The 24,196-nt window shown below is 42.2% G+C and carries 29 protein-coding genes, 1 tRNA gene and 1 pseudogene; 17 read left to right on the plus strand and 14 right to left on the minus strand.

Going from position 1 to position 24,196, the window contains the following annotated elements; all coding sequences use genetic code 11:
• Positions 1-23 precede the first annotated feature (23 nt).
• On the plus strand, positions 24-410 hold the full coding sequence (locus tag DYADSP32_RS09255; protein ID WP_149242990.1) for a hypothetical protein: 387 nt from the start codon (positions 24-26) through the stop codon (positions 408-410).
• 280 nt (positions 411-690) lie between these two features.
• Entirely contained in the window at positions 691-873 is a 183-nt protein-coding gene (locus tag DYADSP32_RS09260; RefSeq protein WP_149242989.1) for a hypothetical protein, read from the plus strand.
• 4 nt (positions 874-877) lie between these two features.
• Here the strand turns inward: DYADSP32_RS09260 and DYADSP32_RS09265 are convergent, their stop codons facing one another.
• From DYADSP32_RS09265 to DYADSP32_RS09275, 3 genes are all read right to left on the minus strand, one after another.
• Positions 878-1,504 carry a hypothetical protein gene (locus DYADSP32_RS09265; RefSeq protein WP_149242988.1) on the minus strand — a complete coding sequence of 209 codons (627 nt, stop codon included), beginning with the start codon at positions 1,502-1,504 and terminating at the stop codon, positions 878-880.
• 65 nt (positions 1,505-1,569) lie between these two features.
• Positions 1,570-2,484, minus strand: a complete 915-nt coding sequence (locus tag DYADSP32_RS09270; RefSeq protein WP_149242987.1) for an RES domain-containing protein — start codon at positions 2,482-2,484, stop codon at positions 1,570-1,572.
• A 386-nt stretch (positions 2,485-2,870) separates the two neighbouring features.
• Positions 2,871-3,347, minus strand: coding sequence for a hypothetical protein (locus tag DYADSP32_RS09275; protein WP_149242986.1), 477 nt, complete (start codon positions 3,345-3,347; stop codon positions 2,871-2,873).
• Positions 3,348-4,584: 1,237 nt separating this feature from the next.
• Between DYADSP32_RS09275 and DYADSP32_RS09280 the strand changes: the two genes are divergently transcribed.
• From DYADSP32_RS09280 to DYADSP32_RS09290, 3 genes are read left to right on the plus strand one after another with little or no spacing between them, the layout of a single operon-like run.
• A complete protein-coding gene (locus DYADSP32_RS09280; protein ID WP_149242985.1) occupies positions 4,585-5,931 on the plus strand; it encodes a hypothetical protein in 1,347 nt (448 codons plus the stop codon).
• 1 nt (position 5,932) lies between these two features.
• The gene (locus DYADSP32_RS09285; RefSeq protein WP_149242984.1) at positions 5,933-6,676 is read left to right on the plus strand and encodes a hypothetical protein; all 744 of its coding nucleotides are present in this window, start codon (positions 5,933-5,935) and stop codon (positions 6,674-6,676) included.
• Between the two features lie 4 nt (positions 6,677-6,680).
• On the plus strand, positions 6,681-6,896 hold the full coding sequence (locus DYADSP32_RS09290) for a hypothetical protein (RefSeq protein WP_149242983.1): 216 nt from the start codon (positions 6,681-6,683) through the stop codon (positions 6,894-6,896).
• Positions 6,897-7,495: 599 nt separating this feature from the next.
• Here DYADSP32_RS09290 and DYADSP32_RS09295 read toward each other — a convergent pair.
• The 5 genes from DYADSP32_RS09295 to DYADSP32_RS09315 all read right to left on the minus strand — a co-directional run bounded on the left by DYADSP32_RS09295 (position 7,496) and on the right by DYADSP32_RS09315 (position 9,451).
• Complete coding sequence (locus DYADSP32_RS09295; protein WP_414617646.1) at positions 7,496-8,005, minus strand: hypothetical protein; 510 nt, start codon at positions 8,003-8,005, stop codon at positions 7,496-7,498.
• A gap of 138 nt (positions 8,006-8,143) precedes the next feature.
• Positions 8,144-8,416, minus strand: a complete 273-nt coding sequence (locus DYADSP32_RS09300) for a hypothetical protein (RefSeq protein WP_414617647.1) — start codon at positions 8,414-8,416, stop codon at positions 8,144-8,146.
• A gap of 75 nt (positions 8,417-8,491) precedes the next feature.
• The gene (locus DYADSP32_RS09305; protein ID WP_414617648.1) at positions 8,492-8,797 is read right to left on the minus strand and encodes a hypothetical protein; all 306 of its coding nucleotides are present in this window, start codon (positions 8,795-8,797) and stop codon (positions 8,492-8,494) included.
• Positions 8,781-9,200: a terminase small subunit gene (locus tag DYADSP32_RS09310; protein ID WP_149242982.1), complete on the minus strand. Its 420-nt coding sequence runs from the start codon at positions 9,198-9,200 to the stop codon at positions 8,781-8,783. The genes DYADSP32_RS09305 and DYADSP32_RS09310 overlap by 17 nt, the downstream gene beginning before the upstream one ends.
• Positions 9,200-9,451: a hypothetical protein gene (locus tag DYADSP32_RS09315; protein WP_149242981.1), complete on the minus strand. Its 252-nt coding sequence runs from the start codon at positions 9,449-9,451 to the stop codon at positions 9,200-9,202. The genes DYADSP32_RS09310 and DYADSP32_RS09315 overlap by 1 nt, the downstream gene beginning before the upstream one ends.
• A gap of 211 nt (positions 9,452-9,662) precedes the next feature.
• Here DYADSP32_RS09315 and DYADSP32_RS09320 point away from each other — a divergent pair, with 211 nt between their 5' ends.
• From DYADSP32_RS09320 to DYADSP32_RS09345, 6 genes are all read left to right on the plus strand, one after another.
• Positions 9,663-9,800: a hypothetical protein gene (locus DYADSP32_RS09320; protein ID WP_414617649.1), complete on the plus strand. Its 138-nt coding sequence runs from the start codon at positions 9,663-9,665 to the stop codon at positions 9,798-9,800.
• 155 nt (positions 9,801-9,955) lie between these two features.
• Positions 9,956-10,561, plus strand: coding sequence for a hypothetical protein (locus DYADSP32_RS09325; protein WP_149242980.1), 606 nt, complete (start codon positions 9,956-9,958; stop codon positions 10,559-10,561).
• Positions 10,548-10,796 carry a hypothetical protein gene (locus DYADSP32_RS09330; RefSeq protein ID WP_149242979.1) on the plus strand — a complete coding sequence of 83 codons (249 nt, stop codon included), beginning with the start codon at positions 10,548-10,550 and terminating at the stop codon, positions 10,794-10,796. Before DYADSP32_RS09325 ends, DYADSP32_RS09330 begins: the two co-directional genes overlap by 14 nt.
• Before the next feature lie 426 nt (positions 10,797-11,222).
• Positions 11,223-11,633 (plus strand): hypothetical protein, encoded by a 411-nt coding sequence (locus DYADSP32_RS09335; RefSeq protein WP_149242978.1) that lies wholly within the window; start codon positions 11,223-11,225, stop codon positions 11,631-11,633.
• Between the two features lie 11 nt (positions 11,634-11,644).
• On the plus strand, positions 11,645-11,860 hold the full coding sequence (locus tag DYADSP32_RS09340) for a hypothetical protein (protein ID WP_149242977.1): 216 nt from the start codon (positions 11,645-11,647) through the stop codon (positions 11,858-11,860).
• 74 nt (positions 11,861-11,934) lie between these two features.
• A complete protein-coding gene (locus DYADSP32_RS09345) occupies positions 11,935-12,144 on the plus strand; it encodes a hypothetical protein (protein WP_149242976.1) in 210 nt (69 codons plus the stop codon).
• Between the two features lie 193 nt (positions 12,145-12,337).
• On the opposite strand, the gene DYADSP32_RS09350 is transcribed toward DYADSP32_RS09345, so the two are convergent.
• The 3 genes and pseudogenes from DYADSP32_RS09350 to DYADSP32_RS09360 all read right to left on the minus strand — a co-directional run bounded on the left by DYADSP32_RS09350 (position 12,338) and on the right by DYADSP32_RS09360 (position 15,834).
• Positions 12,338-13,549, minus strand: a complete 1,212-nt coding sequence (locus DYADSP32_RS09350; protein ID WP_149240312.1) for an IS256 family transposase — start codon at positions 13,547-13,549, stop codon at positions 12,338-12,340.
• Positions 13,550-14,653: 1,104 nt separating this feature from the next.
• Positions 14,654-15,118 (minus strand): annotated as a pseudogene (locus tag DYADSP32_RS09355) (MT-A70 family methyltransferase); the annotation flags it as partial.
• Positions 15,119-15,219: 101 nt separating this feature from the next.
• Positions 15,220-15,834, minus strand: a complete 615-nt coding sequence (locus tag DYADSP32_RS09360) for a hypothetical protein (RefSeq protein ID WP_149242975.1) — start codon at positions 15,832-15,834, stop codon at positions 15,220-15,222.
• 358 nt (positions 15,835-16,192) lie between these two features.
• Here DYADSP32_RS09360 and DYADSP32_RS09365 point away from each other — a divergent pair, with 358 nt between their 5' ends.
• From DYADSP32_RS09365 to DYADSP32_RS09380, 4 genes are all read left to right on the plus strand, one after another.
• Positions 16,193-16,549 (plus strand): hypothetical protein, encoded by a 357-nt coding sequence (locus DYADSP32_RS09365; protein WP_149242974.1) that lies wholly within the window; start codon positions 16,193-16,195, stop codon positions 16,547-16,549.
• A gap of 144 nt (positions 16,550-16,693) precedes the next feature.
• On the plus strand, positions 16,694-17,305 hold the full coding sequence (locus DYADSP32_RS09370; RefSeq protein WP_149242973.1) for an Abi-alpha family protein: 612 nt from the start codon (positions 16,694-16,696) through the stop codon (positions 17,303-17,305).
• 252 nt (positions 17,306-17,557) lie between these two features.
• Complete coding sequence (locus tag DYADSP32_RS09375; protein ID WP_149242972.1) at positions 17,558-17,764, plus strand: hypothetical protein; 207 nt, start codon at positions 17,558-17,560, stop codon at positions 17,762-17,764.
• A complete protein-coding gene (locus tag DYADSP32_RS09380; RefSeq protein WP_414617650.1) occupies positions 17,764-18,447 on the plus strand; it encodes a Rad52/Rad22 family DNA repair protein in 684 nt (227 codons plus the stop codon). Before DYADSP32_RS09375 ends, DYADSP32_RS09380 begins: the two co-directional genes overlap by 1 nt.
• A 173-nt stretch (positions 18,448-18,620) precedes the next feature.
• Here DYADSP32_RS09380 and DYADSP32_RS09385 read toward each other — a convergent pair whose 3' ends face one another.
• The 3 genes from DYADSP32_RS09385 to tilS form a co-directional block, all read right to left on the minus strand.
• Positions 18,621-19,841 (minus strand): site-specific integrase, encoded by a 1,221-nt coding sequence (locus DYADSP32_RS09385; protein WP_149242970.1) that lies wholly within the window; start codon positions 19,839-19,841, stop codon positions 18,621-18,623.
• Between the two features lie 247 nt (positions 19,842-20,088).
• Positions 20,089-20,173 (minus strand) — tRNA-Ser (locus DYADSP32_RS09390).
• Between the two features lie 140 nt (positions 20,174-20,313).
• A complete protein-coding gene (gene tilS / locus DYADSP32_RS09395) occupies positions 20,314-21,660 on the minus strand; it encodes a tRNA lysidine(34) synthetase TilS (protein WP_149242969.1) in 1,347 nt (448 codons plus the stop codon).
• Between the two features lie 178 nt (positions 21,661-21,838).
• On the opposite strand from tilS, the gene DYADSP32_RS09400 reads away from it, so the two are divergent.
• Together DYADSP32_RS09400 and DYADSP32_RS09405 are read left to right on the plus strand one after the other, a co-directional pair.
• A complete protein-coding gene (locus DYADSP32_RS09400; RefSeq protein ID WP_414617651.1) occupies positions 21,839-23,377 on the plus strand; it encodes an OstA-like protein in 1,539 nt (512 codons plus the stop codon).
• Between the two features lie 152 nt (positions 23,378-23,529).
• Entirely contained in the window at positions 23,530-24,144 is a 615-nt protein-coding gene (locus DYADSP32_RS09405; protein WP_149242967.1) for a T9SS type A sorting domain-containing protein, read from the plus strand.
• Positions 24,145-24,196: the final 52 nt, after the last annotated feature.

Consider the following 24,196-nt stretch of genomic DNA (forward strand, 5'->3'; position numbering starts at 1 on the left):
CGCCTTTTTTTTTATTTTAAGACATGATCATAGCCGAGCCAGACTACAAATTTCTCTACGAACAAAGCCAAAAAAGCTTGGAGAAAAGCAAAAAAGGCTTAAAGCAAACCCAAAGATTGCTGGCCGAAGCGAAACAAGAACTTCAATTGGCGTTACTGGATGCCAATGAACTTCGGCGTAAACTATTCGGGATAAAGTCCGATAACCGGGTAAAAAGAGCGGCGGAAGGGCAGTTGGATTTATTTCCTTTGGGAGCCACTGATGAGCATATTCGGTCCTCAGAAAAGATCACAAAGGGGGAAGTCCAAGAAATAAATCAACAGCAGGACAAGCAAGCGATTATCGCCGCCTCCAAAGAAAAGATGTTCTCAACAAAACTGAACCACTTTGGCAAGAAGATTCGGCCTTAATCCTGTACGGTATGATTCAGGCCAGCATTTACGAGAATGAGGCCAACCTTCAGGACAACTATATCCCTTCACTTTTCGTATCATACCCACCACAGCTGATCGACGCCTACCTGCGCGTTCAATTCGTCAACCTGCTGGCACGATCTGTGTATTCGAACCATCCATTCTGCGCCAGGCTGGTTTTAACATCGTCGTCGATAATTCAAATCCGGTCGTTAAAGACTGGGTCAATGCGGCGAACGCAGTGATCCAAAATGTCGAAGGCATGCGCTGATGGCTGGTGAACACAAACCTTTGTCCGCGTCTTACCGAAAGTCTGGAACAACAGGTTTACGGCAAAAATGGTGAAACAGACAAGGACGGCGGCGCTGATCACGCCAATGATGCAGCCGGATATTTCATCACCAAGAAATGGCCGGTCATTAAACGCACGATCGGTCCGGTCGGTGCTGCTGGTATTTAATGTATTAATCGTCACTAAGGGGCTTTTCGGATGGCGGATCCATCAATTTACCTCCGAAACACGACTGATTTACTTCGCTTAAATGACTTATACCATCAAACCTATTAATCAAGCATTCCAGTTGCAATACTTTAAAATCTTCAAATTTCAGTCGTTTAACTCCTTTGTATCTTGTTCTTATTTCAACGAAATAAATCCCATGACGCATTACGGTACCCCACTTTTTTGCTAAAAATATAAAAAGATTTTTCAGAGATTTTTTGGTTGCATACTTTATTACCTCTTTCCCCAATAACGTGCTTATAACATCATGCTCCTTAATAAATTCCCCTATATCAACAAAAACCTCTAAGCCTGTTTCATGCTGCAGGAAAAGATATCGCACGCCAATTGTGTCGCCATCTTTTCCTTTTTCTGGAATTTCAACGAAAACTCCCAAGGAGTGAGGATATTTTGTATTGAAATTTTCAACACTCCATTCAAGCTCTCTAATAACAGCATGATGTTCCGTTGAAAGCTTGTTATAAAGTTCCTGATAAGATCCGCTCCCAAACCCGCCTACTTTGGAATCAATTCCCAGTTTGATAGCAATTTGGTAATCTTCGTAGATTTCCCTTTTGGACTTGTACATAGCTTTTCGATTTGCACAAGATAAGTTAATTAAACCTAATCATTGAGCGACAAGTTTATTGCGAATTAATGATAAAATGAGTTTGTATCAGGCCCCACAGACCATATTTCTCCTTTATTTGGGTCGTCGATCCAATTGATATCACCATTTGGAAGAAATTCTGTCGTCTTCAACACTTCCAGCTCGTAATCCCTGCCAACTCTGGACTTAACCTGATAGAGATATGCTCTATCGAAAGCGAAATGATTGTCGGAAATCCCTGTTTCCATGACAACATTGTAACCCGTGACGTCACTTTCAACACTCGGGTAAACCAAGACATGGAACCGATCGTTATCATCTGTTTTAATAATATCAGTATACATTCGATAAAATCCGGTTGTTAATCTGTACGTCAAGGTGTCGGATGCGTTGACAATCCTGGTGAACCATTCAGACAGATTATGATCAATCCGCAGTAATTCTGGAGTGGATGAGCCAAATATCGGACTTCCTGAAAATAGCTTAGCCATAGTGTCATTCGGATTACGCTTGGTCAAAGATGATACTATGGCATCTACCCCAATTGCAGCAACGGGAATACGGTTATCCGTGGTGCTCTGATTACGAAACTCAGAAATTGCAACGAAATCTCCGACTTCTGGCCTTACTTCGAATAGTGCGACACCGTTGTCGGTCGAACTGTAAAAAACCGGGTATCCTTGCAAATTGCATCGTCCAGCGACTCCCAACCCAGCCGGCGGGTAAGAAAAGTCTTTTGGTTTCGTCAAAGTGTTGCTGGTCACATCATCAACAGACTTAGCGGTAATTTTCCTTGCTCGGAACAATTTAGGAAAGTATACTTCGTAACTCATCGGCTGATAGCCAAATTTATGCATAAAAGTGGATATTACGTCTCTAACACCATCGTCCGACAATGGTGGCACCACCCCCGAAATGTATATGAATGCATCATCAACTTTAGGTACTGTAATATTCATAAGCAGAAATTTGATTGGAAGTTAAAGAAGTATAACAACGCGACAGAATAATTTATTGATAATTTTAACCTTAAATTCCAAATATGAACATCCATATAGTTGAAATAAAATTGCCTATGCTTTATGGCAACCAGTTCCAGAGAGGAAACTCTTCAATATTCAAAGATGGCCGTGAGATTTCCATCTAGCAAACGTCTCACTAGAAAATCCAGCTCTACCGAACCGGCGCTACTTTTTGTTCAATCTTTTAATTTAACCTGTTTTGGGATGTTATTAACTGGCAACCACTGTGTAAGCAGTACCATCACGACGAGAAACAACGGATTGAGAATGTCAACCAGGTTAAGCGGAAAGAGCAGAGTAAAATATGTCGAATATCAGTTCCCTTATTTTTTGCTTTTCACTAAGTCTATTCTGTTCGCTTTTAATTTTTCCTTCTTCTTAACTAACTCATCTATAATAGTCTGGCTATTCTGCATGATCCTGAGAGCCTCTTTTGATTCTTCAACTGCAGCATCTCGCTCTTCTTCTTTTTTTGTATTATCAAAGGCATCTACATTCTTAGACTTTGCGGTCCAGCTTGCTACGTTTCTATCACCAACCGCTCTCTCAATATCTCGATCTATTTGGTCAATTTCTTGGACTATATCGTATATAGCAGCGTCGATGCCTAAATTGAAATTCCGTATATCTTCGTCTTTATGTAATTGGTTGATATACCTATCATGCTCTTCCGCCTTGGTCTTTTCCCTGTCATAATATAAGCCTGCCACGGCAACAAATGCACCGACAATAGCCGTGATAGCCGCAGGTGTTCGCCAAGTCCTACTATTATTGGAAGGATTAGGTGAGCCAGAAGTCATAGGTTATATAGATTAAATCGTCACATATATAATAAATATATTTGATTTTCAGAACAATATTTGTTAAAAGTGATTATTCGGCTATTGCCACCCCAAACACAGTAGTAAGGTTCACCAATGTTAGAAGATTTAGTTCTGATTTATCTGGCCTGAGCTTATGCTTGGCTGTGTATATGACAACAAAGATCGCACTTCACGAGCGACAAGATACAGAGGTAGACATAGTGTATAAGGTGATGGCCTTCGTCTTGTACGCGCAGACCGCGTTCATTGTCTGGGTATATGCCTTGCTAATGGACCCAATTGAATATCAAGATCTAAAACAACAAATAATAGCTGCCATTGATCTTTATCTAACATAACGCTTACTTATACAACAGCCCAACATACAAATAAAAAATTACTATTCGGTTTGGTCACGCAAGCTAATTTCCATACCTTATACCCTTGAATAATCCTCGTCAACAGTTTTATATTATACTTACTCTGCCAGAACATCCAATTTCATTGTTTCCCAAAAACCCAAAAGCAACCTAATCCTCCCTTACGTAAAACTATGAATAATAACTCCCCCGAATTTCAGTGAGCATAAAACAATGACGGTTTGAGACACTACCGTTGATCCCATTTTTGGTAGGTGACAATTTTTCTAGCCATTGTTGTTCTACGAAAAGACCTCCTTGTCGTGACTCACAAACATGGCTATAAGGATGAGAATTACGCTTTGTAAATTTACCTAGGGGAAAATAGAAATTTCACATGTTAATTCAGCAACATTTATAACCTAACTAATCTGTTTCACGCCCATGGCAAAACAAATATAGAATACAGGAATGCAAATGGATCTCTGTGTGAAATATTCTAAGAAGCAGTTAAAATCAAAATCCATTGGATTGAGGTGGAATAGGATAAGCATCAAAAATTTAAAAAGATATTCAAACAAATTAACTGATTACCTGACAACATTGATCGAAACTTCTCAGAAACCATCCCTCTATAAAATTATATGTTAAGATTATTACTACTATTTGCCATCATGGCCCCCCTTTATTCATTTTCGCAAGGAGGGTCCAAAAGAGCCAAGTCCGTAAAAGTGATCAAATTTGACCCGGTTACGCGGAGCGTAGCCGGAGACAACAACATTCCCTTTGATGAAATATTTTATCTTGAGGTAGATGGGCTAAGTGTCGATGCCCTCAAAAAAGCTTCGATCTACGAAGTAAACTATCAAAATGGCGTGAGCGATCTGGTAAGTAACGGGAATGATGTTAAAGGCAACAATTTAGCAATACCGAACTATTATCTAACTGTCGTTCCTGACGCAGCCAATCCTAAACGACTGTTGCTGCGTGTTCCTGAGTTGAAACCAAGTCGCGATTTCGACATTTTGCTGATATTCAAGCTTTCACAAAAAAATATTGAATTGGCAAAAGATCTTAACAGAGAAATTTATAGAGTAGAAAAGAGAACCACAGATTCAGATTCCATATTTAAAAACCCGAAAATAATCGACAAAGGGAGAGATCTACGCGAAAAAGCCAATGACTCAACTTTCTCATATAAAAGTTCCCGCTATGTGTTTCATCAGACATTAAAAATATATTATGATAATTTATACGCGAAAACCAAGCCGTATTTGGACGCCATAAACGATACAACAACTTTCAACAAGCTTAGTACAGTCTCAGATCCTCAGTTGAAGCTAATAGGTGATGCTGCGAGGAAAATTGCGCTAAAACCTGATTTGGTCTTGTTTGGAGAGAATTTACGCACAAAAAGTTCGTACATCGCTTTTGGGTACACCCCTTTGAATTATGCAGCCGATTTCCCTAAGATAGATCCCATAAATGAAGAAAAACGAATCGCCAATCTTGATAGTACGATCCGTTATTTCACCACATTCAAAGACATCGTATCCGAACTATCAATTTACGATCCAGTGAATTTCGCGGCGCTGAAAAAATCCTTAGTGGCTCAAATCGGGTTGCTCCAAAAAAACCGGGACATTCTGAAAACTGCCTCCAAGCAAATGGCCTCAATATTTGAAAACCAGCTCGAGGCAAGATGGCTGACTGGAAATTCTGGAGCAAAAGATCTGCAAGCTCAAGGCAAAAACTATTTTTCTATGCTGGCGGGAATTGCCTACGGTGCGGCAAAAACCAATTCTGGTGAAATCGTGCAAATACCAAAATTGTTTTTAGGTCTCAATATCAACTTTCGGGCTCTCAACAAGGATTTACGCCCACTGAAGGATTCCAAACGCAACGCCAAAGCAGACACTGCCGCACTTTTGACCAGACGTGACATATGGCACTTCGTAGGACTCAATGTGGGGTTAACTCTTGGACCAATGAAGAACAATCAGTTTGATAATTTTTATGCCAATACATCTCTTACTATTGGCCCCTCCGTACGCGTATCAAGACTTTTTAGAGTAAGTGCCGGCCCCATGTTTCTAAACAGAACTCAGAAAAACCCCCTATCTGATCAGAAGAAAGCGACTATGGGCGGATATGTCTCGATAGCTTTAGACATCGACTTTCTAGAACCGGTGACAAGGATTGTAAACATGGTTTTCAAATAAGATGAAACGAAACTGGATCTTAATCGTATTCGCCGCGGCTATTGCCGTCGCATGCGAGAACAAAATAACGACCGATCAGGTTATCAGGAACCTTCAGATTTCTCCAAAAGAAGGCATCCTGGCCGACGGTGGCACCAAGTTGAAAGTGTCTGTGCAGCTAGACGATGCGGCAGATGTGGATAAACGAAATATTGTCTTTACGGCAAGCAATGGCGAATTTGTCAATGGAAAAGATCGGGCAATTACCAAAAAAGCAGAGTTTGAAGGCGGCCAGCTTATTGCAAAAGCTGAATTTGTAGTACCAAACACTGAAGGGAAAATCGTTTTCTCTGCAAAACCCGAAGTTCAGAGCAGATATATAGACTTTCTGGTTAAGGATTCAATTACATTGGCCAAGTCAGAGCCTAAATTTCTAAAACTTTCTGCTTCAAGTTTCTCAGTAAAAACTGGCTACGGATCTGAAGTTGTTATTACTGGAAAACTAACGAGCGAAAAAAATGCAGGAGTGTCCAAAAATTACAAAGTAAAATTTGAAGACATAGCCGCAAATGGCCAAGGAGCAAAAGGCAGGTTCAGACAGCAAATACTTTCCAGCGATGCAAACTCGGAGGTTAGCACAACATACTCTCCAACCTATTATCCAGCAGGTTCCGACATTACCATCCATTGTTTTCTTCTTAATGAAGCAAATGAACCCACACAGATACAAGACTCCATTAAAATAAATGTAATCAATAACAACTAATATTATGAACCCAGACCAAGTTGTATCAGCGCTTAATGCAGGGCTTGCAAGTAAATTAAACGCCCTTTTAGAAGAGTTTGAACTTTCCCCATATGAGTTCAAAAGCATCACCCTAAAGTCCACTCCAGCAGGAAAAAGCGGGCAGGATGCGCTCCTTGGTGACGGCTGCTACTGGGTTTACGACCCTATTTTCAACCGTTTTGTCGAAATCTGCCCATAAAGCAATCTTACCTTATGTATTTTTGCAGCAAATCTTTGGAAGAGGATTGCAGCAATGTAGCAAGTGCAGCTCAACCGTCGCCTTCAATCAGGTGACCAGACAAGTTTAATGGCACCTTCTGAGCGACAAGAAGATGATCTCATGTATAAAAACTACGCAAGATCAAGCCACTTGTCATCAGAAGCGCATGCGCGCCGTTAGCGTGCAAGCGCTTTTGTCATAAGCTATCTTAGTATTTTCCAAAGCTAACGAAAGTGAAAATGTTATTCTTCCAGTAGCCAATATTGCACGGCGCAAATTCTTCGCGTTGGTTACGATGTAAAGAATGCTTCTCAAATTCATAATCAGTTTGTAAGTGTCCCCAAATACTTATCGTGAAATTTTCTATTGCACTTAGCTCTAAGCTCGACTGAAGTTATTTTTAGCGAGGAATTCGAACCAATCAATTAATAAATTGCTAATAAAGGCTCTCGAAGGCCCGTATAATTATGGTCCATGATGAATTTCAACTATGTCTTAGACCGTTGCAAACGGTCTAAGATTATAAGCACGCAGTGTTCGAAGAACACTACGCACAACGGGGGACTGGGTACTGTTTTTTATTGCCCTCCCACTCTCGCCGTTGACATCGTTCTCTTGATAATTGGATATAGATTGGTAATGCAGTCTCCACCGCCATCATTCGGGTGGTCAAATCCTGACTTCTTATCCGGTTCGCCTTTTTCATCCCATACTTGACGTTCCAAGGATCGTGTGAAATTCGGGCATTTTGTTGTGTTGACAAGCAATCGGCGTTCGTCATATGTGTTACACAACATAGCATTCATGCTGTTGATACGATCTTTCACGGTTGGATTGGCTCTATCTGTCACGACGGTGTATTTAGCCTTTTTCAGCAAAGCGATGTCTGTTTCACTGGCATTTGTACTCTTTCGATTGTCGCCAGAAGCATCAGGATAAACCGTAATGTCGTGATCTGGGTAGCGTTCATCAATCTTGTTAATCATGGCCGGGGTATCAAACACATCAATAAACTCATCTACGGCAAACGGTAGATCGTCTCGAATGACAAACACAATCCCAGCCATGTGAGATACGTTAAAATCCATTCCGATATGCAGCTTTTCGCCCGGCCTAACGGTCGTATCTGTGTGGTTCTTCCTGCGGTCAAAGCAGTACTAAATGACGCCCTGATAGTTTTCAAAGGTGGCTTCGTATTCCTGCCGGAAGATTCTCGGGTCGAGCGTTCATCTGGCCGCGTCCACTTCTTCTTCTGGTACGTTTCCCCCGTCCAGCGTACTGTACTGCCAACTTTTGTGGTCTGGCTCAATGCCCTGTCCGTCTTGATATGTATCGTAGCAGTGGTTAAACCCCCTTGGTGTGCCAATCCTTAGCGCATAGCCTCCCCTTCTTAAAATGCCACCAACCCAATATTTACAGGTGGAAAGCATTGGCCGGATAACTTCCTCCCAGGCTTCATATGGACAGTCTGCCCATTCGTCAATCAAAACAAAAGACAATCCAGATCCGCGCAGGTTGTCGTATTGGTCTAAACCTACAATCCGTATGATATGGCCTGTTTTCAGCGTGATTGATCATTCAGTCTCGTTTGGTCGTCCTTCCCGCCACTCAGGAGGGATTGCCTGTTTAAGTCTGCGCCAGAATACCCGCTTGGCCTGTTTGAAGGTTGGTGCGCCGTACCATATCTCGTCTTCAACGCTCACGCCCCATTTCATTGCCAGCCGGGCAGCTCTTCGCATCTCGGCTTTACCAAGGAATGTCTTGCCGAACCGTCGTCCACATACAGCATCACGGAAGCGGGCTAACGGCTGCCATCCCCATACGAATATGAATGCTTGCTTTGGTGTAAGTTGAACGGGTGCGTTAGAGGATTGGCGCATCCGGCACGTTCTCGTCAGGGCTTAAAGTATAATCCTCTGGAACGGTCAATCCCCCGGCTGGTGGTTCTGGCATCTTCGGTCCGTAATGACCTGCGGCCCGCCCTCTGGCAATCTCAGCGGTAATGGCTGCCGCGAATTGTGATTTGGCTGCTGCCTTGTCTCTCAGGGTTTTCAGGTCGTTCAAATGCTCTTCGAGGCTTAACTGTGCCCGTTCGATTACCGGTGCTCTCAGTTCTGCGAGCCTTGCCGCAATCTTGACGTTATCCATAAGCTCTTTTGCCTTGCGGTGAACGCTGGCCGGAAGCATGTCCTTTGTGTCGTAGGCCTTTCGGTATGCTTCACTTGAACTGTCGCAGCTCATCATTGCTTGGCAAAATGCCTCTTGTTTGGCGGTAAGTGTCATTACACCGCGATCCAGCCGCGTTTCATGTAATATTCTTTATTTATTACATAGACGCCAAAGGGATAAATGAAGTTTGATACGCCTGCGGTCATGACCATGAGTATCAGGGAAAGCAGGCTGTGCTTGAAATTGCCCTTCATTAGGAAATACAGCGGCCCGAATAACATACAAAGCAGAAATGAGAATGGCGTTGTAGCTGTCTCAACATAATTGTTTGCCGGGTTCTTAAATTTATCTACGTACTTAGTCACGTTGCGCCCCTTGGGTTAAACGGTTGGAGCCTTGCCCCGATCCGATTATTTTACATTATCCCAGCGCTTTCGTCAATGTCGAATAAATTGATACTGATCGTAGATATTCTACGTATCATTAATTTTACAAAGTGCTGATTAAAAATATTTTAAGAAAATGTGAACTCGAACGATTAAGTATACGTTCAATATGAAAATAACTATATATATCATGGCAAAAAACGAAAAAACCTCCCCCGCTATGGCTGCAAAAGCTGCCAAGGCTCTGTCCAATCCTAACACCTCTAAACTGACTAAAAGTTTGGCGGGAGCATTATTGACGCAGGCTCCTGACAAGAAGAAAAAATAATCTTTGTCGGGCGTGAGGCTGGGTCAGTAATCCGATCCATGATATGCCGTTCAGCCATTGGCGGTATGTTTCCAGCTTCATATAAAATGGCGTATATTTGTGGATGAAACCTTTCTTATTCAGCTGGTTAAATCCTTTGCTCAACACTATACCACATGGCGAAAACTCCTGACAAGGAAATTTCCGTTAATTTAATACAAAGTATTAAGGATAAAAGCGACGACGATTACGAGAAGAATGTTACTTACATCTCTGCTGGCACGCTGGTGCTGTCGTTGACCTTTCTTGAAAAAATTGTAAAGCTTGAGACTTCAACAGGCATATCATTCCTGATCGCAAGCTGGGTCTTAATGGGCCTTACCCTGGGGATCAATCTTCTGTCACACCAATTATCCAGCCTGTTCGCAGAAAAGTCTTATGACGAAAATGCTGAACAGAAATTCGAGGCCAAGGTAATTGTTGCCAACATCCGCTCTCGAAACAAGGTTATCCGAATTCTTAATTTTGTTACCACTGCCACCCTATTTTTAGGGATGGCAACACTTATCATATTTTGTTCAATTAACGCTTTAACACCAAAAACAACAGTTATGCCAGAAAAAGCAATTATCAATACCGACAGTTTAGAGCAAAAAGGTAGAACCGTTCCCGTTCATAGTAGCTTGATTAATGCTGCAGCGAAGGAATCCGCGCCAAAACAAACTGACAGCACCGGCTCAAGTCAACAAAACAATACTTCCAGCCAGAATGAAAAAAAGTAACGGTGGCAAACCTGGGCCAAAAGCTTTAAAAGGCAGTGGTTTAAAGGCTATTATCTCCAAAAAGACGGGCGGGAAAGGCGTTTCGACGCACAAAGCCTGTCAAACTGGGAGATATAGTCCGTCCAAATCAATTGCCCACGGCCACCCAAAAGGTCGAACCATTTTGATACCGAAAAATTTGCTTACTTCATCAGGCAATGACACATCCAGTGAAGAAGAAAAAAGATTTGAGTAGTGAGTAACGACAATTACAGGCTAATAATTACCCAACTACCCTTTGACCATCAGAGCAACCAGTGTATCCGGGAGCCGCTTCCTCTGGCATTGTCGCTATGACTTGTTATCTCACCACCAAGTAGAAAGGATAAGTTGGAACCGAAACTGTTGAGTAGAGGCCAGTCGCTACTCTGGCTTGGTAATCCCCATTTCGTCGGTGTATCGCCTGTGGTCTATTTCAACCCGCCGCTACTATCAAACCATGGATGTACGCCAGCTTTACCTGTAGTTACGCTTTCGATTTGAACCGCCCTAGGTCATCATCTTCTGACCGTACTTCTGCTTTCAGTACCGCCCTACCCACTAAATACTAATCTGTTTTCGTGTTACTGTCCATTGCTTTTTCACTGGCAACTTCCTATATTTCAAACCTAAACCCTTGGCTATGACGGAAGAACAACGCAAGAAACTCGCTTATGAAGCTATGGAAGCGCGTTTGGCGCAAATCCCGAATTCTTCTGTACCAGTCAATGATTTGCCCAAAGCCGTAGAATTGCCGCCAGTAGCAGAAGTGCCGAAACCGCGTGTGCCAAGTGTGACAGTCGAAGCTCCCGTTGTGCAGCCCGTAATTGAGCAGCCAGTTCAATATTATGCTCGCACACAGCTAGATCTACCTTCATTAAAATCAGTTGATCCAGTCGAGACGGAGGCTCTTGATGTTCCATTCCGTCCCGTTGATGAACCGTATCTGAAGCCGTCGAAACCGGTGAATTATCGCGCTGTTCTGTCATGGGTTGCTTTCCTTGTGTTTATAGTGGTTGTGGCTGTTGAGTTGTATTTATTCGTCTTTAATTAACCGATTGTATTATGATGAGCCAAGAAGAAATAATAGAAATTGCCATCCCTCAAACTGTAAATTTCCCATTCAATTTAAATCCGCAGGTAATTTACATTGACGTTTTCGAGGAATCTGAAGGCAAAAGGATTAAACATACTGTAGAGTTTCGAGAACGATTGGTTATTGAAGCAGTTTCTGGGGAAGCCCATAGGGAATGGGAATTTTCCAAGTTCCTAGATGTGTGAAACGGTTCGTATTCTTCTGGTCTAAGGGTGTAGCAATTCATTTTTGTTACCTTTGTTATTAAAATTCTCAAACAATGACAGAACACGACATCATTAGATTAGCAAGTAAAAAAGCAGAGGAAGAGTATCCAAATTATGTTTTGGGCAAAGAAATTATTATCGAAGTATTTCCTATTATCCACGGAGAAGAACAATCTAAAAAGCTAAAATTTGTAGGTAAACCTTGGGAGAAAAAAGACGAAAGAAGATACGACAATTGGACATTTGTTGAATTCGTTAAGTGATGTTTAAAAGGGAGTGTAATTTAAACTCTGTCTGGCCATCTAAGTTGATTCAAATTTAATTTTTCTTTTCGATTTCAAATGCTTTTTTGCTTGTTATTGGATTTGTCAAGGGCGGCTGAGGCACGAGGCCGTTTATATACCCTTGATAAATTCAATAACGGGCTATTTTTGCGTTTTATATTGGGAAGCAAAATTAAAGGTCCATTCGCATTCTGTCGCCAAATTTGATATGCAGTTGTTGAGCTGTCAGTGCCCAATTTTGCAAAGGCGACGTCCATTTTCGGCTAATATTCTCGACCGCCAGGTAGATCAATTTGAGTAATGCCATATCATTAGGAAAAGCTCCTTTTGTTTTGGTGATTTTTCTGACTTGCCGATGAAAACCCTCGACGGCATTTGTCGTGTAAATAAGCCTCCTAATCTGCTCATCATAAGCAAAATAAGTTGACAGTTTGTGCCAATTATTCTGCCAGGATTTGATTACGACAGGGTACTTGGAGCCCCACTTATCGTTAAGTTTATCAAGCTCCAATTCCGCTTTATCTTTTGTAGGAGCTTGATAAACCGTTTTTAAGTCCTGCATGAAAACTTTTTGATCCTTGGAAGCTACATATTTCAACGAATTTCTGATCTGATGAATGATGCAACTCTGTATCTCTGATTCCGGAAAAGACGCTAATATTGCCTCAGAAAAGCCGGTCAGATTGTCCGTACAAGCTATCAAAATATCTTTTACGCCCCTGGATTTCAAATCAGTAAGAACCGAAAGCCAAAAATTAGCTCCCTCACTTTCAGACACATACATGCCAATCAGATCTTTATAGCCATCTCGATTTACTCCTAGAACATTATATACAGCTCGTGTTACCACCCGCCCCCCGTCTCGAACCTTATAATGCATAGCATCGAGCCATACAATGGTATAAAGGCTTTCCAAAGGCCTACTCTGCCATTCTTTGACCTGAGGAATCACGCGTTCAGTGATCTCTGATAGCGTGGCATGAGATATCTCAACATCATACATCTGCTGGATGTGGTCGGATATATCCCGAAAACTCATTCCCTTACTATATAACCCAATAATTTGAGGAGCCAGATTGTCAGCCAGGACCGTTTCGCGTTTCTTGACGATTTGCGGCGAAAAGCTGCTTTTTCGATCCTCTGGCGTAGTCAGAATGATTTCGCCAGACATGGTTTTTAAGCGTTTGCTACCTTTACCATTGCGTTTGTTACCTGATTCGCGTTCTTGCTCACTGAGGTGAGTGTTCATCTCTGATTCAAGAGCACTTTCCAAAAATTGTTGAAGTAAGGGCGCGAAAACGCCATCTTTACCAGTTAACGATTGTCCTTTCATTAACTGTTCGAGCGCCTTGTCGCGCATCTGTTCGAATTCTGTCTTTTCCATGTTCTGTCTTAAAGTTAAAACTTTTAGACAGAGTTCATTTTACAGTCTCGTTTAAAAATACGCGTAGTCTTATCTTCCAGTCCAGAGATTTATTGTAGCGCTTTTTGATCTCCTTACGAACATGAAACTTGGTTGAAATGTACCTGGCTCGGGATGAGCCGGATCTGTATTTTAACTTGCCTGACTTCAATAAATCGTGGGTGATCTGGTGGCATCTCCGGCAAAGCCATATCAAATCGTTTGGTTTGACATCTACCCAGTTCCGATAAATCAAGTGGTGAAGATCAATGTTTTCAATTGAAGGGCATACTTCGCATTTCTTTTCTGTTTTACTGGCCTTCTCCTGTTTCAATCGCTCCAGTGGTCGGACTTTAGGTATTTCAGATATTTGATCCTTAATTTATCATCCGGCAATGTAGCCTCCTGTATTCATTTGCTGTTTTTCGTATTGGTTAATATTTCTAGACACTTTTTCTCAACATGCTCATGATCGCCATGGGTTTCTAATCGGTGGCCGCCCTCCTTATCACAGTAAAGGACCAGTATTCCTCTAAAGTTGGGTGAAATCTCAGTGATTATATCCGACACGTCGAATTCTCTGGTTATCATGAAGTCTGCCATTTTACTCTCCTGTGTGTGTTAACTCATAGCTATCGCCTTTCTTGCCTGCCGGAATAACCACTGTCGTCTCGGTAGCTGGTTATCAGCCAGACCCTTACGGGCGCAATACTCGTTTCCCTTTGGGGTTTCCCCCTGCCAGACTACCAATCTAACCCTTGCCGCAACACTTTAAGGCTGTTGCCTCCTGAAAACATAGGCCGGGTGATAAAATCGGCTGGAAGTCATCAGAAGTACCTACCTCTTGGGGAATACCCATTCCGTACAGGCTGCGGGAAGCAAGGCGAAGCTGAACCCGCGATTACCGCTAATGTAGAAAGCGGTCGAAACTTTATGAGCAACAAATCAAACAAACTGGGGGGATTGACAAAAAGGCGAAATGGTACTATTATACCTTATCACCTAACTGCTCGGAAAAATCCAGTTAGTCGCCCTGTGGGATGCTGCCAGCAACCATGGGGCTTTCTTTTATTTATAAAACAGATATCAAAACTTGTCAACCTGATTACCGAAAACAGACCAACCCTCTCTTTGATTTCTAGCGAACAGTTCCAAGTATGGCCCATCGAACAGTGATTCGATAATCTTGTACTGACAGTCTGGTTTTCTACTGTGTTCTCTTACGGCTGCTTCAATGATATTTCTTGTTGATTTATTCAAAATGTTAGGGTTTCCGACTGTACCAATCAAGAAAGGCTCTGATGCGCTTCTTAACAAATAGCCAGTCCCAAATGCAGATTTTGGGTCTTTTTGGCCTTCAACCCAAGTTTTTGAACGCTTGTGCCATGCTCCGCCCGTTTTATATTCGAAACCCCAAGCTTTCATCAACTTGAATGCTTCGTCAAGTTTGGGCCACACAGCCCACATAAAACAGACTGCATTAGGACCTGTTGAAAAAAGGATGTCGTCCCGCAAAGCTTCCAACTGTTGATAATTCATACAATCGTAGTGAGCATAGGGTGATTTTGCATGACCCTTTTCTGATTACATCTCATATGCCCATGGAGGATCGGCTAAAATAACGCCGTGTTGCCCAACCGGAATTCTGCTGGTTAATGGTATTCTCCTTTAAAGAAATCGAGGGCGTCGTAAATCAGATCACGGTATTCAAGTACCGCTGGCAGAACTTCATCGAGTGGAAAATATTTGCCTTTCGCGGTGCGTAAATCTTCCAGCGCCAGAACAACCGCAACCTCCGGTTCGTCTTTTAAGTCCTGAAAAATCATGTCATAAATGATGTTCACACGCTCAGCGTCTGCATCAAAGAACGGTTTGAACGCTTGTAAGGTGACGAAATACTTTAAAACGGTGGGTGAGCAAGGACGAACCATTTCAGTCAGCCCCTTAATAACCGCATCCTCAGTCATGCCCTCTGGCAAGCTGTACTCAGAACGGTAGATCGCTCTCTCGCCCTGGGGAATGAACCGGGATACCAGCACTTTCTTTCTGGACGATTTTAACTGCCACAGCCATAGCCATGCCGACTTGGCTCTGTCTAGTGTGATTGCCACTTCCCTTGGCTGGCTGGCTTCGATCATCTGAGCGGTAGTCATTCTCCCACCGGCCTTGGTTAAGCCATGTTGCAGGGTGCGCGATATATTCTCTGGCTGTGCCGTTGCGGTCACACCATTGCTGATATTCGATTGCACCGTTGACAAGTTGTTCATCGGTTGCCCCCTGCTTGATTGCCTTGGTATAGGCTTTCAACGCCTGCGCCTTGTTTATGCATCGGGGATATAGTGAGTAAAATTGCTCGAAAGACATTCATGTGTTCTCCGCCTTGCTCCGCCCGATGGAAAATGGGGCTGTCCTATCCGGCGAAGGATGAAACAGGACACCGTGCCCGGCTGCCCCTATACGAGAACTATATTTTATATTAGTACAATGTCAAGTCAGAATTATCTTTTTTTACTATCAAAGTGAATTCGTAATAAATTTGGCAACTTAAAAGATTTTTTATCAGAAAATGAACCAAAAAAAGATAGATTTTGTAAGTAAATTATTAATAATCTTAAATTACAATTTATGAGTTTTGATTTTACTGAAAAATTTTACCGTGGACAGAAGGTTTATGACCGCGAAGGAGCATCCTACACATTCAATGAAAGTTTCATGTTTGATACTGGTGGCGGGTTTGATTTAGTTGCCGAATGCGTCAGTGACGAAAATGGATTAAAATCCAATATTTCCGAAACGCTATTAACAGGAATAGCACCAGCGAAAAGCATTGCCGATTCACCAGAAGGCCGCGTACTGGCGTCTGTCGTTGGATTAATTGCGGGTATTCATAGTAAAGGTGACCCAAAAGTCATTTTTTCGCCCGATGAACTACTATCGTATGTTGATAACCGTCTTGCGGAAGAAGGCTTAACAAGAAAGTAACTGAGGCCTTAGGATGTTCAATAAAACCCCGATGGAGCAATCTGTTGGGGTTTTATTAATAAATGATACTGTCAGTAACATTTATTTGGATTTCAGTGATATTATTTGCACTTTTGTCTTTTAATCACACACACAAATTTTTTTATGAACAACTTAATCTCAGAAGCCCTCTCGGGTTGGCTTCAAAGAATGCTTGACAGGTCAAATCCAAAATTTGATTCGAGCGTAACGCCTTATTTCCCAATTTTGACTCACGCGGAAAATACTGGAGTTGCAAAGCTCGTGTATCAAAAGATCCACGAGAAAGGGATAACTACCAAGCAAATTCCTTTTAAAACCTTGCTGATGTTCCTTGAAGGTTACGCGCGCGAGAGCGATCTATTTTTAAAGGAGCTTTGGATCAATCTCTTGGTCACCTATCTGGACGCTGAAAAGAATTTAACGACAAACGCACTTCCATCTATCTTATCAGAACTCACGGTAAATGAGGTCAAAATCCTTCGCCACGCTGTGAAGTTTCATTCGCGAATTCTTTTCAATGACATTCCTGTTGAAGTTGAATTGAAAAATCAACTTGTACTCAGTCGTGAGGAGATCGAAAATCTACAACGATTACGGCTCTTAGAAGCGAGAATTGAATACACATTTAGGGCTAAGGAATTAGACGGAACACCAAACGAAAAGGTCAAAAGGAAAAAGAATGATGTTTATGATCTGGCTCCACTTGGAAAGCTTTTTCTCAACGCATGTGAATAACGCTTCGAATTAAACTGGCCCCAACAAAACTAACTTTCGGGGCTTTTTTATAATTGAGAACCCTACTTCCTTAGCGAATGAAGCTGCGCTTATATTCTTAGCGGTGAGGTATTCTGATAACGTCATGCCCGATTGTTATCTCGCGTGACCATGAAAGTCAAGCCTAAAATTATTTTCACTGAACTGCATTTTTATTGTTGACAGGTGTGACCGTGGCGGCTACTGTGAAAATAGAACAAGGAGAACAAATACATGATCTACGGATACACCACACCACCACAAGCCGTCAAAGATGGCATTGTTCATCGTCTGTCTATTTTCTACCAGTCATTATCAAAAGATGAATTGATAGAGAAAAGTGGTGCGCCAGAACATGTACCCGTAGCGATTGAAGAGCTGACAGTTGAAGGCAAGATCGAATACATCAATGGCCGATATGTGCTGAGAGGAAGCAAATAATGTCTGAAATTACTGAGAAGCTCTGCGCTCCATTCGACCCATCACTTGTTTCATGGCGTGTTGGTTCAACAACCAAAAACAAAGACAAAGGCATGGCGCTTGCATACATTGACGCCCGTGACGTTATGCGTCGTCTCGACGAGGTCCTTGGACCTGAAAACTGGCAGGATCGATATGAATATTACGGTTCAACTGCCATTTGTTATTTATCTGTTCGCATTGGCGGTGAATGGATTGTAAAGGCCGATGGCGCTGGTGATACTGCCGTTGAAGCTGAAAAAGGCCGTATCTCGGATGCGTTTAAACGTGCTGCCGTCAAGTGGGGCGTTGGCCGCTATCTGTATGACATTGACTCGGTATGGGTCAATCTTGAAGCTCGTGGAAATTCATACGCCATTCCGAAAGGCGAATTCGAGCGTTTACAAAAATGTCTTCCCGGTAGCAAGGTAGATCCCGGCCCACCCGAACCAGAGCTAATCACGGCAGAACGTAAAACTTTCCTAATAAATACCATTAAAGAAGCTAAAGACATTGACAATCTTACCAAACTGCATGATGCAGCAAAACAGGAATGTGAAAAGGTAAGTGATGCTTCGGCGTTTAAGGAAATTTTGAAGGTAGCAGAGGAGCGAAAATCACAATTACAACCACCACAGGAGAATACAATTGACGCAACCAACTAACATCGGCGGCGTCGCCGGAGATCGACTTGTTCAACTAATTGAGCGCCCTGGAAAAAGAAAAAGCCGGACTCTCGGAAGATAACAGTGAGGTCAATTGACTTACTTATCGTGACACACAGGATTTTAATCCTGCGTGTCACGATCTCTGAAAGTTGGTCTTAGAAAAAAGAACTTTACTTAGCTAGAATCTCTTTTAACTTTCTCATATCATCACTAATCTTCCTATCTACAATCTTTGCATACTGCTGAGTAGTCTTAATATTCCGATGCCCCAGCATCTTGGAAACACTCTCAATCGGAACCCCATTTGTCAAAGTCACCGTAGTCGCGAAAGTATGCCGAGCCAAGTGAAATGTGATATTCTTCTTAATCCCACACAGATCCGCAATCTCCTTCAAGTAGGAATTCATCTTCTGATTAGACAGCACCGGGAGCACCCTATTTTCATTCTCGCACTGCGGATGTTCTTCATACTTCTCCATTATTTCCAACGCCATTGGCAACAGCGGAATTCTGGAAGGTGTATCTGTTTTCTGCCGTTTGGTAGTGATCCACTTGCCGCCGTCGATCCCTTCTACAATTTCAGTCCGCTTTAGTTTATACACATCAGCGTAGGCCAACCCGGTGTAACAGCAGAATAGAAAAATATCCTTAACGTATGACAAACGTCCATCACCCATTTCCTTATCCCAAACCTTCTTCAACTCACTTTCGGTTAAGGCTTGCCTATCAACTTCTCTTTTTGAGAACTTAAAAGCATAAAATGGATCGCGGTGGAGCCAACCTCTCTTCACACAAAGCAGAACGATCTTTTTGAAGTTCGCCAGATACTTCATCGTCGTATTATGACTAATTTTTTTGACAGCCTTGAGCCAGAACTCGTACTGAGATATGAATTCGTAGTCCAGCTTCTTGATTTCAAGATCGTCTGCCTGGTATTTCCATTTGATGTAGTCACGAGTGTGTTTAAGGCAAGTCTCGTACCGCTCCAATGTGCCTGGCGCAAAATCGGCTCCGATTAAAGCTGCGATTTGATCGTTGTGCTCGCGAAATATAGGAAGGATAGTTTTCCCACTTTCCGTTCGACCCAGAAGGAGATTCTTAATTGCTTCTGAAGTGACCTCTTTATTCGCCTCAATGAGTGATCGCTTTGCCTCGTAGATTTTTGAGGTCAGAGTATCAAGATAAGCATTCAATGTTTTGGTGTCTTCCTTGTTCCCTGTGGCCCGCCCAGCGCTAACACTCCATTTAGATGGATGCCAGATACGTTTTGTAGAGATGTCTTTTGGAATTCCGTTGACAGTAACGCGACAGTAAAGGTAGCGCATTCCGTCTGCTAATTCTGGATTGGGTCTTTTCAAAAAGAAAATCAACCCGAAGCTTGTTTCTAACATGATAATAATGTTTAAGATGAACAAAAATCGAATTGTTACCATTGAAAATCAAGATATTTATCTCATAAACATCTTTCCGTCAGCTAGTTAAGTACTGAATCATGGAAGTTTTTTTGAGAATTTTCACTTCCACGAATCGCTACATTTTTATTGGGAATTTTTGAATATTTTGATATACGTCAAAAACGCAAAAACCCCGTTTAAAGCGTTTAAACGGGGTTTTTGAATGTTTTGACATCATGTCCTGCAGAGAGAGAGGGATTCGAACCCCCGGACCTGTTACAGTCAACGGTTTTCAAGACCGTCGCAATCGACCACTCTGCCATCTCTCTATAATTTTTCGGCGTATCCGAAACGTGGTGCAAAGGTAAAAACAATTTCTTATTCAGCAACAATTTCTGAATATTTTGTTTCCGACACCCATGTTTTACCTGCGTACTGTGCTCGTAAAATTCCCGTGATTTAAACCAAGCTACTCATCCACAGACGTTAAAGTTACACGAAGTACACCCGTGGTAAAGGGCAGAACTTTGAAACGATCGTCGGCCCGAATGCCTATCACCCACAAAATTTCTCCGTTCCCGTTAAGTAACACACACACTTTTTGTTTGGCAAAAACAGACACTTTAGCATCAATAAGCAAATCGCTTACCTTCTTCCCTTTCCCCCCCATACCCAATGGACAAAACCGATCTCCGGCCATCCAATGACGAACCGATAGTGGAAATACCAGCATATTCCTGTCAAAATAGGCAACATTTTTATCTCTATCCGGGTTAAAACTTGCAGCCCTCTCAAATTCACAAAACAGAAGTTGCACATCCCCTATCTGGTACTGACCGCTACTTTTTTCCAATATCCAGTTTGTTGCCTGGGGACGACCCGGCGTAAGCCTTAAAATCAACAGATCCCGATCGTGAAGAACTGTGAAATCAGAAGAATAAAACACCTTGCCCGATGTTCCTGGCAACGAGTCAGTGATTGACTGAACCTGCTGATATCCAAAACCATATCTATGCAGAATGAACCAAAGCGCATACGCGGGTTCAGCCATAGACAGTAGGCTGGATACTGACATGTGAATCTCCTCACCCACCTTTTGCACGAATGAATCCATCCAGTCGTTCATGAAGGTGCTTAACAGGTTGTCGGCGGAACGCAAGCGTGCAGAAGTTGTTTTAAATGTATGCTCCAGGGATGGATTCAACGCCCTTAGTACAGGAATTACCTGATGCCTTATCCGGTTACGTTTGTAGTCCAAGGTGGCATTGGAGCGATCCTCTCGCCAGGGTATTTCGTTTTCTTCCAGGTAGCGCTGGATTTCACTTCTGGTTGCAAAGAGTAACGGACGTATGATGCCATCTGCTTCTGCTGCAATGCCGGGTATACCTGCGAGTCCTGTCCCTCTCGAAAAGTTCAGTAAGCTTGTCTCAATAGAATCGTTGAGATGATGCGCCGTGGCCACCCATGCACAGGAAGACAATTTTGACTGCTCCCGAAACCATCCATATCGTAAATCTCGTGCAGCCATCTGGGTTGAAATAGCATTAGACTTTGCGTATACTTTGGTGTCAAAATGTTTTACGAAAATCGGATAACCATACTGCAGCGCAAGCTGCCGTACAAAATCCTCATCTTCATCTGACTCTGAGGCCCTCAACCCAAAATTGCAGTGGGCAATAATGGCGTCAAATCCCGCTTTGTAGAACAAATGCGCCATTACAACAGAATCTACACCTCCACTAACCGCCAATAAAGTTTTCTGCTTACCGAGATCCCATTTTTGTTGGTTAATAAAAGTTAAAAAAGAATCCAACATAACCTATAAGACGTAATTGATGTAAATTTGGAAAAATATTCAGATTCCCTTACCAGCATTTAAGAATCATATTTTCAATTTCAAAGGTAAAGGAATCAGCCACAACATGATAGAAAAAATTATTTCACACAGTTGCAACCCTTTTAAACTTTTGTGCGTCATATTAATCAAAGGGAATATGACACGCCTATTGTTCTTTGTTATTCTGTTTACCTATTCCAATACATTCGCTCAGAACCAGTTACAACCGGCCGGAGCGAGTCAGTCTCAGGATCTTGTAGAAATACTCAAGTCCGATCAGCTTGAATTGATTACTGAGAATGGGGTTGATTTACGTAAGGTTACCAACGGGGTTTTCCGCCACAAGGGAGCTTTATTATACAGTAATCTGGCCATTCAAAATGTAACATCGAATCTGATTGAGGCCTTTGGAAATGTCAAAATCATGCAGGGTGATACATTAACAGTTACCGGCGATACGCTCTATTATTACGGCAATACGAGACTTGCCATTGTAAGCGGAAAAAAGACGGTGTTGAAAGATAAAAAACGCACGCTTACGACCCGGAAGATTGAATACGATATGGCCAACGGCATTGCCAATTATAGGGTCCCCGGTCGTACCGTTGACGAGGAAAATGTGTTAACAAGTAAAGAAGGGTTTTACAATACGAGATCGAAAGAGTTTACCTATTACAAAAATGTGAAGCTGGTTAATAAAAAATACACGCTTACAACGGACACATTATTGTATAATTCAATCACAAAATGGTCTGATTTTCAAGGAAAAACAAAAATTGTGAATAAGGACGGAATCGTGTTGGGGACAAAAGGCAGATACAATACAGAATCCGCACAGTCCTCTTTTCACACCAGAACTACCGTAGATAATGAAACGTATACCCTTACAGCCGATTCACTGGCAGTGGACGGAAAGAGCAACAATGGAAAAGGAAAAGGGAATGTAGTTATTCTCGCCAAAAAGGATAAAACCATTCTTAACGGAGATGAGGGTTACTATTGGAAAGCGGAAGGTTACTCCAAAATATTTGGACATGCCTATGTAAGAAACGTCGTCTCCAACGACACACTATATATCCGGGCAGACACCCTTTACTCTTTTGAAAACAAACTGGACAGTACCAGAAAGCTGGTGGGAAATAAAAACGTATTTATTTACAAGTCTGATTTTCAAGGGCAATGCGACTCGGTAAGCTATAACACTGCTGATTCAATTATCCGATTTTTCCGAAAGCCGGTTTTGTGGAGTGATCAGCATTATCAGATGGAGGCCGATTCCATTACCGCTTTTTTGGTGAACAATGCAATGAATCGAATGTTGCTCAAAGGAAAGGCATTTGTAATCACCGAGGACACCTTGGTAAAGCAGTTCAATCAGGTGAAGGGACGCGTTATTAATGCCTATTTTGGAGAAAAAAGCAAGTTAAAACAAGTCCTTGTGGACGGAAATGGCGAGAGTGTTTATTACGCAATCGACGATCAGAACAAAATGGTCGGGCTAAACAGGGTAGAATGCGGTAAAATGAATCTGCTTTTTGCAGACAACAGGGTGAACAGGATTTCCTTTATCGGAAAACCAGACGGACGCCTGATTCCGCCGAAACAAATTAAACCGGTAGAAAGGCAGCTCGACGGGTTTAACTGGCAAATAACAAATAAGCCCACAAAGGCTAAAACCACCTGGCAGGAGTTATAGCGGAGCTCCGTTCAGGCACGATTTTTTAGATTTTAAAAATAAAGAACGCCGTTTGCACAATATATTTTGAAGTATCAAAAATTTCTATATATTTTTGTTTTATACTTTGAACTCGAATTTCAAATAAGTTTAAGAGTATTCCATTACATGCTATGAAAAAAAATATACTTTACATATTATTACTATCACTCTTTGCCTGGCAAAGTATTCATGCTCAGACCAACGTCACAGGCAGCAGGCTGAATATGACCGCTAAGAAAAAAGTGGTAGCCGCGGACAACCTGAGAACCATGGGTTTACCAGCTAAACTGAGCTACAAACCCCTCTCACTGAAATACAAGGCGAATGTAAGTGACTTTTACCGCACGTTTTTATTCAATAACAACAACGCTTCCGACAATGGCTATGCGCTTGCCGGAGAAATGGATGAAAATGTAGCTGAAAAGTCAAAACCAATGATGGATGCCTCCCTTCGGGCCGAGGAGCAGCTTTACACCAGCGATAAGATCACGGTTTCCAACATTTATCCTAATCCTGCCAATGACCAGGCTGAACTTGACTATACAATTTCTCCCTCATTAAGGGATGCCAGGCTTATCATTTACAACGTCTTAGGTTCTCAGATGAATGAATTGCCACTGTCCAAAACCGAACGGAAAATACGCGTAGATACCCGTGAAATGCCCACAGGGTTATATTTCTACCAGCTTTCAGTAGACGGTAAAAAGGTGGCAACCAAGAAAATGCTAGTACGACACCAACAATAGATTTTTACAGATACTTGAACAGCTACCGCGTTCGTTATGGATGCTGTAGCTT

The organism is Dyadobacter sp. 32 (assembly GCF_902506755.1).
GTDB lineage: Bacteria > Bacteroidota > Bacteroidia > Cytophagales > Spirosomataceae > Dyadobacter.

Excerpts from the sequence above, each read along its gene's own strand:
- DYADSP32_RS09255 (WP_149242990.1), top strand. The coding sequence starts at position 24 with ATGATCATAGCCGAGCCAGACTACAAATTTCTCTACGAACAAAGCCAA.
- DYADSP32_RS09265 (WP_149242988.1), bottom strand. The coding sequence starts at position 1,504 with ATGTACAAGTCCAAAAGGGAAATCTACGAAGATTACCAAATTGCTATC.
- DYADSP32_RS09270 (WP_149242987.1), bottom strand. The coding sequence starts at position 2,484 with ATGAATATTACAGTACCTAAAGTTGATGATGCATTCATATACATTTCG.
- DYADSP32_RS09275 (WP_149242986.1), bottom strand. The coding sequence starts at position 3,347 with ATGACTTCTGGCTCACCTAATCCTTCCAATAATAGTAGGACTTGGCGA.
- DYADSP32_RS09285 (WP_149242984.1), top strand. The coding sequence starts at position 5,933 with ATGAAACGAAACTGGATCTTAATCGTATTCGCCGCGGCTATTGCCGTC.
- DYADSP32_RS09290 (WP_149242983.1), top strand. The coding sequence starts at position 6,681 with ATGAACCCAGACCAAGTTGTATCAGCGCTTAATGCAGGGCTTGCAAGT.
- DYADSP32_RS09295 (WP_414617646.1), bottom strand. The coding sequence starts at position 8,005 with ATGGATTTTAACGTATCTCACATGGCTGGGATTGTGTTTGTCATTCGA.
- DYADSP32_RS09305 (WP_414617648.1), bottom strand. The coding sequence starts at position 8,797 with ATGCGCCAATCCTCTAACGCACCCGTTCAACTTACACCAAAGCAAGCA.
- DYADSP32_RS09310 (WP_149242982.1), bottom strand. The coding sequence starts at position 9,200 with ATGACACTTACCGCCAAACAAGAGGCATTTTGCCAAGCAATGATGAGC.
- DYADSP32_RS09320 (WP_414617649.1), top strand. The coding sequence starts at position 9,663 with ATGGCAAAAAACGAAAAAACCTCCCCCGCTATGGCTGCAAAAGCTGCC.
- DYADSP32_RS09325 (WP_149242980.1), top strand. The coding sequence starts at position 9,956 with ATGGCGAAAACTCCTGACAAGGAAATTTCCGTTAATTTAATACAAAGT.
- DYADSP32_RS09330 (WP_149242979.1), top strand. The coding sequence starts at position 10,548 with ATGAAAAAAAGTAACGGTGGCAAACCTGGGCCAAAAGCTTTAAAAGGC.
- DYADSP32_RS09335 (WP_149242978.1), top strand. The coding sequence starts at position 11,223 with ATGACGGAAGAACAACGCAAGAAACTCGCTTATGAAGCTATGGAAGCG.
- DYADSP32_RS09340 (WP_149242977.1), top strand. The coding sequence starts at position 11,645 with ATGATGAGCCAAGAAGAAATAATAGAAATTGCCATCCCTCAAACTGTA.
- DYADSP32_RS09345 (WP_149242976.1), top strand. The coding sequence starts at position 11,935 with ATGACAGAACACGACATCATTAGATTAGCAAGTAAAAAAGCAGAGGAA.
- DYADSP32_RS09350 (WP_149240312.1), bottom strand. The coding sequence starts at position 13,549 with ATGGAAAAGACAGAATTCGAACAGATGCGCGACAAGGCGCTCGAACAG.
- DYADSP32_RS09360 (WP_149242975.1), bottom strand. The coding sequence starts at position 15,834 with ATGAACAACTTGTCAACGGTGCAATCGAATATCAGCAATGGTGTGACC.
- DYADSP32_RS09365 (WP_149242974.1), top strand. The coding sequence starts at position 16,193 with ATGAGTTTTGATTTTACTGAAAAATTTTACCGTGGACAGAAGGTTTAT.
- DYADSP32_RS09370 (WP_149242973.1), top strand. The coding sequence starts at position 16,694 with ATGAACAACTTAATCTCAGAAGCCCTCTCGGGTTGGCTTCAAAGAATG.
- DYADSP32_RS09375 (WP_149242972.1), top strand. The coding sequence starts at position 17,558 with ATGATCTACGGATACACCACACCACCACAAGCCGTCAAAGATGGCATT.
- DYADSP32_RS09380 (WP_414617650.1), top strand. The coding sequence starts at position 17,764 with ATGTCTGAAATTACTGAGAAGCTCTGCGCTCCATTCGACCCATCACTT.
- DYADSP32_RS09385 (WP_149242970.1), bottom strand. The coding sequence starts at position 19,841 with ATGTTAGAAACAAGCTTCGGGTTGATTTTCTTTTTGAAAAGACCCAAT.
- tilS (WP_149242969.1), bottom strand. The coding sequence starts at position 21,660 with ATGTTGGATTCTTTTTTAACTTTTATTAACCAACAAAAATGGGATCTC.
- DYADSP32_RS09400 (WP_414617651.1), top strand. The coding sequence starts at position 21,839 with ATGACACGCCTATTGTTCTTTGTTATTCTGTTTACCTATTCCAATACA.
- DYADSP32_RS09405 (WP_149242967.1), top strand. The coding sequence starts at position 23,530 with ATGAAAAAAAATATACTTTACATATTATTACTATCACTCTTTGCCTGG.